Genomic DNA, 11,901 nt, shown 5'->3' on the forward strand with positions numbered 1-11,901 from the left:
AGTAAAAATGAATGATACAGCAATCTATAATGATATCAAAGATTTATTTAATACTTATAAAATTGGAAATGTAATTGAAAAACCTATCAGCATTTCAGGCGGACTTCTGCACAAAATGTTTAAGGTTACCACCGGAACCAATGTATACGCCGTAAAATGGCTTAATCCTTCCATTATGCAGCGAAAATTTGTAATGGAGAATATGATCAATTCCGAACGAATTGCAAATGCCTTTTCCAAGCATCTTCCAGTGGTAGCTGCGTTAAATTTCGGGGGACATCATATCCTGCATTCGAACAATAAATATTATATGGTATTTCATTGGATTACAGGCACCTCTATTTTTCCCCCCTCTATCCAGGGCAAAAATTGTTATGCAATCGGAAATGCTTTAGGCAGAATTCATCATTTAGATATTACCATACCAGAAGTTGAGAAAGATAAGAACCATTCTGTTATCTATAACTTTCAGCAATTTTTTGACAAAGGGAAAGAACAGAATGCCGACTGGGCTAACGCTTATTCCTATATGATTGATAAGTTAATTAATTGGAACAAACGTGTTAATGACGCTAATCTCATATTGTCTGAATTTATGGTGATCAGCCATAGAGATTTGGACCCCAAAAATGTAATGTGGGATCAGGGAATACCATATTTCATTGATTGGGAAGCCGCAGGATATGTAAACCCATATCAAGAGCTGTTGGAAGTCTTAAATTACTGGGCTAATGACGGTAAAGGCGGGCTGGATAAAGATAAATTCATAATACTATTCCATGCTTACCGGGAACATATGAATATCAAAACAGTTGATTGGGATTGTGTGCTTGACAGCGGCTACGCCGGTATGCTGGGCTGGTTAGAATATAGCTGCAAACGGGCATTAGGAATAGAAAGTACGGATGAGGAAGAGAAGGTACTTGGAGCAGAGCAAATAGCAGGAACCATGAAAGAGCTGGAAAGATATGATCACCAAATGAAAATAATAAAGAAATGGCTTAAGGATGAATTAGAACTGCATCCTTAAAATCCTTCTGCCGCCCTGATATTATTTTACATAGAATTGTAGAGCGTGAATCGAAAAACGGTCCATTCATTTTCTATGCTCTCGACAGCAATATCCCCTTCAAGCCGATTAATCATTGCCTTGGCAATTGACAGGCCAAGTCCATAGCTAACGCTATCCTCTGAACGGGATTTGTCAGCCCGATAAAACCGGTCAAAAATTCTGGGCAGGTCTTCCTTTGCAATTCCTTTTCCGCTGTTTTTGACGGAACAAATAACACTATGCCCGCTCTTTGTCAAGGATACCGTAATTGTCCCATTGATATCGGAATATTTGATAGCGTTTTCTAATAAAATTGTAAATACCTGGCTAACCATCTCCTGATCGCTGTTGATAACAATGTCCGTTCCAATCCGCTTCAATATAGAAAGTCCTTTTTCGGCTGCCGCTGCCTCCATAGATGCAATTTCCCTATGGATGATATCGCTTATGTCAAAAGGTGCTTTGGGTGCCTCAATGTCTGCATCCTCCATTTTTGCAAGCAATAAAAGGCTGTTTATCAGCTTTGCCATTCTGTCAGTGCCGATTTTCATATAATCCAGCCATTCATGCTGACTCCGGATGGTTTCGTCCTGATTGGCTAAGAGCGCGTCGTAATTTGCCGTGATAATCGAAAGCGGGGTTTTTAATTCGTGGGAAGCATCCGCGACGAACTGCCGCTGCTTCTCCCATGCGGAGGCGATGGGTCCTACGGAACGGTTGGCAAAATAAAGGCTTATAAGGAAAATGGCCGCCAGCATGGCAATGCCCACAAAAACAAAAGTAATCAGTAAGTCCCGTAAAGTCTTCTGTGTATCCGTAATGTCCAGAAATGAAATCTGATAATTGTTATCGGAGGTGTTGGTAACGGAACGTCCATCCTCATAGATTTGGGTTATGCTCACCGGGCTAACGGAGTACATCCAGAGCCGGCCTTCCAGGCTGATTGGCGACTTCGCTCCTTTTTGCCAGGCTATCCGGGCCGCCTCCCGATAGATTTCTTCCGGCAGATCCAGAATGGTGTCAATGTCAGTAATTCTGCCATTCTGATCTAAAAATATGGTAAAGGAAGGCATATAGTCAGAGGAAACCTCACGAACCATATGTCCCTGCTCTTGTCTCTCAGATAAAAGTCCGTCCGATGCTGTCTCCGGCTGGTCAATGGCATTTTCAGAAGAAACCATGATCGTTTTTGACATGCCGCCCAGCTTTTTTTGATTTTCATTTTGAATATTGCGATAGGTTGTCAGATACACTGCGCTGAATGCAGCAAACATAACCAGGCAAGTAATCGCCATGTTTAGAAAAAGGAACCTGTTTCGTAATTTCTTAAACATCTATCTCCCATCCTCTCCTGCCACCAAGGTATAGCCTGCGCCCCGTATCGTGCGTATCATCGTCCCTGACCGAACCTCTGCCAGCTTTTTTCTCAGCAGAGAGATATGCGCCTCCACATGATTGTCCACTGCCTCGGTATCATAGCCCCATATTTTTTCTATGATCGTGTCCTTTGATATAATCCTGTTTTTATGATCGATGAGAAGCTCCAGCAATTGCGTTTCTTTCAGCGTGAGCCTGGTTTCCGATCCGCTGCATTTCAGCATGAGGGCATGGGGCAAAAGCTGCAGATCGCCAAAGGTCAGCGTCCCGTCGTTCAGCAGTCTGGTTTTTCGTCTTCCCAGGGCGCGCAGCCGGGCCAGCAGCTCGTCGGTATGGAAGGGCTTTGCCAGATAGTCGTCAGCTCCCAGATCAAGGCCCTGTACCTTATCTTCAAGCTGGCCCCTGGCTGTCAGAAGGATAACGGGCGTTTCTATGCGGTTACGGCGTATTTCCTTTAAAATGGAAAGCCCATCCCGTTCCGGCAGCATAATGTCCAGGATAATGATATCATAAATATTGGAAAGAGCGCAGTCCAGCCCATACTGCCCGTCATGGGCCAAATCGACGGCATAATGGTTCTTCTTTAAGACTTCCGCTACTGCTTTTGCTATATATTTCTCATCTTCCACCATCAGTATCCGCATAAATGACTCCTTTTTCTGTAGGTAGGGCAAAGAGGCCGCCAAACAGCCTCTTTGCCCCTTAATGCAAGATATTATCTTCCAACCCTTACGCTGCCGTCCGGGTTGACTGTGGCATGGAATCCGTCAGGCACCGTGCTGCTCCATGTCTTGCCGCCGTCGGTTGAATACTGCATCGCACCATCGACGTTCTTGACAGCCACACTATAATCTCCGTCCGTTCCATCCGGGATCTCCCCATTGACAACAAGCGTTTGCTCGCTGCCGGCCGGGGGAGTCCCCTCATTCCAGGTCTCTCCGCCATCCAGGGAATAATGAAAATCGCTGTCCTCCGGCGTCCCCTCATTCCAGGTTTGTCCTCCGTCAACCGAATAACTTGGCTTGCCGTTATCCAGCTTAAACAGCTCGCCCAATTTTCCTCCGCTTACGGCATTGGCAGCCAGTGCCGTGGTCGTTCCAAAAGTCAGCACCAGCGCTGCACTAAGGGCAATCATACCCACTCTTCTCTTTCCTGTTCCTAAAATGTCCAAGATCTTTACTTTCATTCGATTACCTCCATTTAATATTTGCAGGCAGCTACCTTGCAATTATCATTTTAAAGGAGAAACCTTTGCTGAATCTGAAATAGAGAAGTTTTTTCATCCAGAAATCACATATGTATTATAACATATTGCTCCTCTTTTGTGTCTGTGAAGTCCGTGTAAACGAATTAACTTGCATTTCAAATAAATAGTTGATATATTTTAACTATAACACGGAAGGGATGTGATAGGTATGTTTACAAAATACAGCATTGTTGTTGAGGTGGCATTAGGATAAAGCCGGTGGCATCTTAACAATTTACTGACCGCCTCAGGTTGTTATTCTTTTGCCTCCTTTCATCGAAGACAAAAAATAACAATAACAGGAGGTTCTGCAAAATGCGGAATTTTATTTTTAAGGAAAAGTACGGCACATTGATTCAGAGTCTGATTGAAGACTATAATAACAGTCATAGTCATAACTATATCATGGGGCCGGATGCATTATGTCTTATTGAGGTTTTATGCGAAAAAATGGATCTAAAACCTGGCATGCGTGTATTGGACATGGGGTGCGGAACAGGCTTCACTTCAATTATATTGGCAAAAGAATTCGGAGTCACTGTATTTGCAAATGATTTATGGTTTTCTGCATCCGAAAATTATGAGCGCTTTGTTAAAGCCGGAGTTGAAGACAGGGTGTTTCCTTTTAGAGCGGAAGCCCACAGCCTTCCTTTCGCAAACAATTTTTTTGACGCGGCTATCAGCATTGATGCCTATCATTATTTTGGCACAGATGAGTGCTACTTATGTGATTATTATGCTAAATTAGTGAAACCAAACGGGCAGTTTGGCCTCGTCCTTCCCGGTCTTTCCAGAGAGTTTACTGACGGTCTCCCAGAGAAAATGAAGCCCTTCTGGGAACCTAATATGTATGCCTGGCATAGTGCCGGATGGTGGAAGCATCTTTGGGAAAAGACTGATTTGGTAGATATTACTTGTGCTCAAGAAATTCTTGACGGTAAATCGATTTGGAGAATGACGGCAGATGATGAGCTCCACGATGCCGATACAGAAAATTATCTTACCCTGATACTTATGACGGCCACAAAAAAATAATATATAACAAGAAGGAAGCTTTTGCTTCCTTCTTGTTATATATTATCAGGTTAATCATTAAACTGCTTGACTGTAAACTATGTTTATACTTTAAAATATACTATATAAACATAAGGAGAGGTTTACTATGACAATAAAAGAAGTGGAAGAGAGGACCCGCTTAAGCCGTTCAAATATACGGTTCTATGAAAAGGAAAAGCTGATAGCTCCGGTCAGAAATGAAAATAACGGATATCGGGAATATACGGAGGAAGATATTGAAAATATAAAAAAAATCGCCTTTTTAAGAACATTGGACATTTCAATCGAAGAGATAAGAAAGATAATGCTTTATGAAACCGAATTATCTGAGATAATCTCCATTCAATATCAAAAGCTTGATACACAGATCGAAGAGCTGCAATCAGCAAAATCTTTGTGCTCTAGAATGTTACAAATCGATAATTTGAATATCAATGATTTGAAAGTGGAGCAGTATGCTGATGATGTGGATCATTATTGGTCTGAAAACAAAAAGGTGTTCAAGCTGGATTCCGTAAGCTTTTTCTATATGTGGGGCGGCTTTATTACGTGGGGATTTATTACCGTATTATGCTTAATTGTTGCTGCTTTGGCATATCCTTCTCTGCCGGACAAGATACCCGTCCAATGGAGCGGAGGGAATGTCAGCTCATCCGTATCAAAAGTGTTTCTATTTGCCTATCCCTTAGCTTGCATTCTTATTCGTTTCTTTTTTAAACCTTATATATGGAGATGGTTGCAGATCAATGCCCCTTACAGTGAAAACATAGCTAACTATATAACGAATTTTATGTGCTTTGTTGCTTTCTCCATTGAGATTTTTACTATCCTGTTTATTGCCGGGATTGTAAAACACATTACAAATATTCTGCTGATTGACACAGTGGTATTGATAGGACTGCCACTCCTTGGTCTGATGAAAACAGATACTAAGGACAGAAACTAATACCTCAATGAGTAACAGCTTCTATTCACCTGCACTTAAATTTATATCAGATATTTACAAGTATCATAGATTAGGATATTGCGAATCAAAGGATAATGGTGTATCTTTTTTTATAGACAATAAACCCAGTACAGAAGAAGCTTTTTGAAAGGAGCTGCCGCTTTATGAATATCGAATTTTCCGAAAGAGCCAACCGCTTTGGAAGCAATATTTTTAATACCTTGAATGATCTAAAAAATCAACGTTTGAATTCAGGAAAGGCCGTATATAATTTTACCGTGGGAACGCCGGATTTTAAACCCGATTCCTTCATCATGGAGGCCGTTTCCAAGGCGGCCCTTGATCCTGATAATTATAAATATTCCCTTGGGGATTCCCCGGTGCTCACTGAAGCTGTTATCCAATGGTATAAAAGAAGATATCAGGTTGATCTGACGGCTGACGAAATCACTTCTGTAAGCGGTACGCAGGAGGGAATGACACACATCGGACTGGCACTGCTCAATCACGGGGATACGGTCCTAGTTCCCAATCCCGGCTATCCTATTTTTGAAATCGGCCCTTATCTATGCGGGGCCAAAATTGAGTACTATGATCTCCTGCCGGAATATGGCTATCTCCCGGACTTTGATTCCATCCCAGAGGAAACCGCGGCAAGGGCTAAGATGATGATCGTCTCCTATCCCGCTAACCCTGTATGTGCGGCGGCCCCCGATTCCTTCTACAAGGAGCTGATTGACTTTGCCATGAAATATAAGATCGTGATTATCCATGACAATGCATACTCGGAAATCGTTTATGACGGCGGCAAGGCCGGTTCCTTCCTGAGCTTTCCCGGTGCAAAGGAGGTCGGTGTGGAATTTAACTCTCTTTCCAAGACCTATAATATCACAGGCATCCGGATTTCCTTCTTACTTGGCAATCCCGATATTATCCGCGCCTTCAAGACAATCCGTTCCCAGTTTGATTACGGTACCAGTTATCTGGTTCAAAAAGCGGCCATCGCTGCCCTAACCGGACCTCAGGACAATATCGCCGTTAATTGCAGGGAGTATGAAAGAAGAAGGGACGCGCTCTGCTCAGGCCTTGAAAAGCTGGGCATGAGGGTACATAAATCCGCCGGTTCTATGTTCGTATGGGCCCATATTCCGGACGGATATACGAATTCCAATGAGTATTGCAGAAAGCTTTTTGAGGAAACAGGAATCCTCTGCACTCCCGGCAGCAGCTTCGGCACCCTTGGGGAAGGCTATGTGAGATTCGCCCTGGTTCTTCCGGCTGATGTGATAAACGCTGTCTTCACAGAGATTTCATTCGGCTAAGATCGATGGAGACTCACCTGATATCCGACCTTCAGATTATAGAATTTTTAGAATCTTGGATGACAGGAACCGAATAGCTAATGCCAAAATCCAGAGATAAAGCATAACAAACTTAACCGTTGTAAAGTACGAGCATGTGGTTATCATTGGATTGCTAATTGCCGGATAATTCTTCAGTATTATAAGCAGGAAAGTATTTTCTAAAATATCAAACAGAGCTCCTGGAACGTTATGCTAACCTGGTCTGCTAATAAGGCAAATATTTCTCCTGCGGAATTGGCGGCAATTATAAATACACCCTAAAAACCATGCTATCAACTTTCCGGCCTTTAGGGTGTATTGTTTATTTCCTTATCTGTCTTCCTGTCTGATCTACCGTATATTCTCCGGTATAAATCAATTGGGATACCGGAACCAGCTCATACCCCTTATCCTTCAGTCCGGTAATAACTGCCTCCAATGCCTCCGTAGTATACTTTCCCCCACTGTGCATCAGTATAATGGAACCATTCTCCAGCTGTTCATTATCAATTACGGTCCTGACGATGCTGTCCACACCGTAATCCTTCCAGTCCAGGCTGTCAATATTCCATTGTATGGTGTAATATCCGCATTCTCTGGCTAAGGTGAGCAATGTATTATCATAGGTCCCATAGGGGGCGCGGAACAGCTTCATATCCACTCCCGTAAGCTCCTTCACCTCTTCATGGGTATTCATAATCTCCCGGATACATTCATCCTTTGGCAAACGAGTCATTTCCTTATGCTTCTCACTGTGATTGCCCAGATCGTGACCTGCTGCCGCGATTATCTTAACCTCTTCCGGATATTCCTTCGCCCATTCTCCCGTGAGGAAGAAAGTAGCCTTAATCTTATGCTGCTCCAGAATATCCAGAATCCCCGGAATATCATCATTCTCCCACGCCACATCAAAGCTGAGCGAAACTCTGGCCTCCTCACAGTCAACACTATGAATCGGCAGGCTGTTCCTGGTGCTGAGGGTGGTGACGGTAACCGCCCCCGGAATCAGCTTTATGCCAAATCCGATTATCATAATTATACTCAATACTACAATACCCACCTTAACAAATAAGGAGGCATTGCTGGCAGCGTATGTTCCGGTATCACTCTTCTCTGCTTCCTGGTTCGGCCATCCCAATTCCCTGCCTGGCCACTTCAGCACCTTATCGGGCAGTTCCTGCCCCTTTTCTTCTTCCCTTATTTGCTCTGCTTCGCCGCGAGCACCTGATCTTCTTGCCATAGTCCCTCCAGAAGAATCCTGTGTTAATACAATATATTGGCAAAGCAAGTACAACATTCGCTAAAATACCATGGCAAAAGCTTCCGATTTTCTACTTTAATACCGCACTGGAATTCAGGATGGAGGTGCTGTATAGAAACAACACATCCTGCCGGTCAAAGGTGAGGTAATTCTCCAGCAGATCGCTGCTGATATACCGGATATCAACCAGGGTCACCTTGGAATACTCCTCCACCAACAGGGGTGACAGGCTGCTGCCAAAGGAATCGCGAAATACTACCAGCTCCTTGTCCGTATCAGCCTTTGGATTGGTAATCACCAGCAAGGGTGCCGCACCGGAGAGATATACATCATAGGGATCGTTACCGGCAAGCTTCTCCGTATCATATACGGGGGTTACGGCATCCGTCTCTAAATTATATACACTGCATCCGTCAATGATCTCATTGGTCAGGTAGATCAGGGTATCCGGCTTCATCGGCAGGGCCGCGTGTCCGTAATATACTCCGTAAAAAGGCTTCTCCGCCTTGATCTCGGTATAATCACTCCCATTGCCCCCTCCTTTGACGCTGCTGTTATCCGCGCCTCCGGCACTGTTCTTTCCCATGGCTCTTCTGATTGCATCGGCGGCTTTCTTAAGCCCCTCCTGTCTCCAGTGAATATCCGTCCTATAGTAATCCTCCACTGTCAGTGTATCCGTAATATCAATATACTGCGCAAAATCCATGCTGGATTTCATAATCTCAAAAAGCTTCTGATAATCCATGGAAGGATAGCCGTTCTCTTCCGAAAGAAAATAACCCTTGTCCGGAACAACGGAGAAATAGATGCTGACATCCTTCTCCTTCATATATTTATCATAAAGAGATTTAAACTTCTCCGCAGCTCTTTGGATCGAGGCCTCATTCAAGGGATAATCCAGCTTAACCGCATAGCCGTCCTCAATATAAATTCCATTATTATCCTTCTGCCCCAAAGGATAGAATCTGGTATAGGCTTTCAGCGTGCGGAAGAAAAAGCGATTCGGAAACTGATCCTTGGCATACTGCTCAAAATCATCCATGAAATCTGCCGAGACCAGATTCTTAATACTGACTTCGGGAAACTGCTTCAATTTTCTCCGCTCACTCACCGAGAGCTCCTGGGGTATATGAAACCAGGACAGCAGTGTAATAATAGCCCACACGCCCCCTATTAACAGAACAGCCGCTCTGTTCACCATTTTATCGTTCATCCCGGCACCTCCCTAAAACCTGAAATATAAGAACGGATTAAAGGAAGCATCCACCAGATATGCTGCTGCCAATATAAGAAGTCCTGCACATATTATGGGCTCCGCCGCTTTTTGCACCATATCTCCAAGCCGTGTCCTGCTTAAACTCTGACCGATCATTTTCGGCAGAGGGGTGCTTCCAATCACAGCAATCAGCAATACCACCAGATAGCTCCGCAAATAATAAGCCGACTGTATTCCGGACAGCGGAAGCCCTTGCATTCCCAGCATTGCCCCAATTCTCCCCACGGCTGCTCCCAGGCTCGGAGCATCAAATATCACAAAGCTGATAATCACCAGAAAGATGACATAGAAATGAGACAATGCCTTGGGGATTCTTTTGAGAACTTTACCCAGCCATAGCTTCTCCAGGATTAACAATACGGCAAACATAAGCCCCCATGCGACAAAATTCCATGCCGCGCCGTGCCACAGTCCCGTCAGCAGCCATACCACCAGGATATTAAACAGCCATCGCAGCAGCGGAACACGGTTTCCTCCCATGGGAATATACAGATAATCACGGAACCAGGTCCCCAGGGACATATGCCATCTGCGCCAAAACTCTGTAATGCTTGCGGAAATAAAAGGATAATTGAAATTCTCCAGGAATTCAAAGCCGAAGATCTTACCCAGGCCTATGGCCATATCGCTATAGCCGGAAAAGTCAAAATAGATCTGCAAAGTAAAGGCCGCCGCATACATCCACCAGAAGAGGACGGTCCTCTCCTGAGATTCCGTGACAATACTGCACAGCTCTCCAAGGGAATTTGCAATCAGGACCTTTTTTGATAAACCCAGCAGAAATCTCCGCAGCCCATGCCGGACTTTCTCCAGGCTGTGGGTTCTATTCTCCAGGGCCTGGGCAATATCAATATAGCGGACAATGGGCCCTGCAATCAATTGCGGGAAGAAAACCACATAGGTGGCCAGATAGGCCAGATTCCTCTGCGCCTTGGTATTGCCGCGGTATACATCAATGGTATAGCTGAGGATCTGAAAGGTATAGAAGCTGATTCCCACAGGAAGCGCCACCTTCTGTAAGGGAATGGTCCAACCGGTGGCTGAGTTCACGCTCCCAATGACAAAATCCGTGTACTTATAATATCCCAGCATCCCTAAGGATATCGCAAGGGACAGGGTCAGCCAGAGCTTTGGCCTGGCTGTTCCCGCATCCTTTTCAATCAGCAATCCCATGATATAATTTACCAGGATGGATATTCCCATAAGCAGAATATATTTAGGCTCTCCCCAGCCGTAGAAAATCAGGGAAACCAATAATAAAATATAGTTTTTAAGCTTTCCCGGGCTGATAAAATATACTCCTACCACCAGAGGTAAAAAATAAAACAAAAAAGTTATGCTTGAAAATACCATAAGTTGACCAAACCTTCTATTTTGTTAAAGCTTTCTCAAATTTTGTCCCGCATACTTCACCAAAAGCATCCACAAGCTGCTGGGAGGTTACCGTCTCATTCAGGCTGGAAGCAACCATCGCAAGCAGCACCAGATCATCATTGGTCACAATCTGAATGTCGTCCGCTTCCACACAGATCCACTTCCTAGTGTCAATTCCCTTCAGCACGGCATTGGCAACCTCCTCCGCATCGGCAGGATCATTCACCCGAATAAGCACCATAGAATATGCCATAGAGCTGATCATTGCCTCGGATACTACCGCTTCCTTCACCTTGGATGCATCTTCCAGGCCGGTATAATACTTCACGGAGTCCTTATCTGTCAAATCAACAGACGTATCCTGCAGATTAAGGCCGGTATTTTTTTTCTCATATATTTTCTCTACGATCTTGGTCAGGTCCCCTTTCAGTATTTCCTGACCATCATTACCTTTGTCGCCGTTTTCCTGGCTTTCTTCCCCTGTGCCGTTTCCTTCCTCCGGGGCCTTGTCTTTCTCATCCTGGCCGTCGTCCTTCCCATCCTGAACATCGTCTGTTCCGGTAACAACATTTTCGTTCTCCTTCGGAAGGTTATCATCCGAAACCGGCTTCTGACATCCGGTAAATGCAAGTGTAATTGCGGCAAAGGATAAAGCTATCATTATTTTTTTTAATCTCATCGTTAATTTCCTCCAGTTGTTTTAAATAAGTAATTTATCATCGCAACGAGAACCGGCATTCACAACAGCGGAGGTGTAAACCCCTTCTCCGTTCGTCTCTCCGCAATCAATGAATATTATCTGTGCTCTCTCTTCGATACATGAATTAGACGCAGTTTATTTCCAATGGGTTTCAACTTTTTTAGAAATCGGTGTCCTCCAATTTCCTCCAATCAAAAAACACCATAAAAATACTGCTGCTTCTTCCTGTCCGATCCGGCAATTCCCGTATCTATAACATGGAAGAGCAGCA

11 protein-coding genes are annotated in these 11,901 nt (G+C 44.2%); 4 read left to right on the plus strand and 7 right to left on the minus strand.

The features are described from left to right. Positions 1-7: 7 nt before the first annotated feature. Positions 8-1,030 (plus strand): phosphotransferase, encoded by a 1,023-nt coding sequence (locus HNQ56_RS08675; RefSeq protein ID WP_429144694.1) that lies wholly within the window; start codon positions 8-10, stop codon positions 1,028-1,030. A 26-nt stretch (positions 1,031-1,056) separates the two neighbouring features. On the opposite strand, the gene HNQ56_RS08680 is transcribed toward HNQ56_RS08675, so the two are convergent. The 3 genes from HNQ56_RS08680 to HNQ56_RS08690 all read right to left on the minus strand — a co-directional run bounded on the left by HNQ56_RS08680 (position 1,057) and on the right by HNQ56_RS08690 (position 3,614). Further along, positions 1,057-2,385 carry a sensor histidine kinase gene (locus HNQ56_RS08680; protein WP_429144696.1) on the minus strand — a complete coding sequence of 443 codons (1,329 nt, stop codon included), beginning with the start codon at positions 2,383-2,385 and terminating at the stop codon, positions 1,057-1,059. Then, the gene (locus tag HNQ56_RS08685; RefSeq protein ID WP_429144698.1) at positions 2,386-3,072 is read right to left on the minus strand and encodes a response regulator transcription factor; all 687 of its coding nucleotides are present in this window, start codon (positions 3,070-3,072) and stop codon (positions 2,386-2,388) included. A 71-nt stretch (positions 3,073-3,143) separates the two neighbouring features. Continuing rightward, entirely contained in the window at positions 3,144-3,614 is a 471-nt protein-coding gene (locus HNQ56_RS08690; protein WP_429144700.1) for a hypothetical protein, read from the minus strand. 375 nt (positions 3,615-3,989) lie between these two features. Here HNQ56_RS08690 and HNQ56_RS08695 point away from each other — a divergent pair, with 375 nt between their 5' ends. The 3 genes from HNQ56_RS08695 (at position 3,990) to HNQ56_RS08705 (ending at position 6,998) form a co-directional block, all read left to right on the plus strand. Next, the gene (locus HNQ56_RS08695; RefSeq protein ID WP_429144702.1) at positions 3,990-4,709 is read left to right on the plus strand and encodes an SAM-dependent methyltransferase; all 720 of its coding nucleotides are present in this window, start codon (positions 3,990-3,992) and stop codon (positions 4,707-4,709) included. A 127-nt stretch (positions 4,710-4,836) separates the two neighbouring features. Further along, a complete protein-coding gene (locus HNQ56_RS08700; RefSeq protein WP_429144704.1) occupies positions 4,837-5,676 on the plus strand; it encodes a MerR family transcriptional regulator in 840 nt (279 codons plus the stop codon). Between the two features lie 164 nt (positions 5,677-5,840). Continuing rightward, a complete protein-coding gene (locus HNQ56_RS08705; protein WP_429144706.1) occupies positions 5,841-6,998 on the plus strand; it encodes an aminotransferase class I/II-fold pyridoxal phosphate-dependent enzyme in 1,158 nt (385 codons plus the stop codon). 343 nt (positions 6,999-7,341) lie between these two features. Here the strand turns inward: HNQ56_RS08705 and HNQ56_RS08710 are convergent, their stop codons facing one another. The 4 genes from HNQ56_RS08710 to HNQ56_RS08725 all read right to left on the minus strand — a co-directional run bounded on the left by HNQ56_RS08710 (position 7,342) and on the right by HNQ56_RS08725 (position 11,609). After that, positions 7,342-8,259 (minus strand): polysaccharide deacetylase family protein, encoded by a 918-nt coding sequence (locus tag HNQ56_RS08710; RefSeq protein ID WP_429144708.1) that lies wholly within the window; start codon positions 8,257-8,259, stop codon positions 7,342-7,344. Between the two features lie 91 nt (positions 8,260-8,350). Beyond that, complete coding sequence (locus HNQ56_RS08715) at positions 8,351-9,493, minus strand: DHHW family protein (RefSeq protein ID WP_429144710.1); 1,143 nt, start codon at positions 9,491-9,493, stop codon at positions 8,351-8,353. 12 nt (positions 9,494-9,505) lie between these two features. Continuing rightward, positions 9,506-10,885: an MBOAT family O-acyltransferase gene (locus HNQ56_RS08720; RefSeq protein ID WP_429144712.1), complete on the minus strand. Its 1,380-nt coding sequence runs from the start codon at positions 10,883-10,885 to the stop codon at positions 9,506-9,508. Between the two features lie 40 nt (positions 10,886-10,925). Beyond that, positions 10,926-11,609, minus strand: coding sequence for a hypothetical protein (locus tag HNQ56_RS08725; protein WP_429144714.1), 684 nt, complete (start codon positions 11,607-11,609; stop codon positions 10,926-10,928). Positions 11,610-11,901: the final 292 nt, after the last annotated feature.

Source organism: Anaerotaenia torta, from assembly GCF_050433395.1.
GTDB classification, from domain to species: domain Bacteria; phylum Bacillota; class Clostridia; order Lachnospirales; family Lachnospiraceae; genus Mobilitalea; species Mobilitalea torta.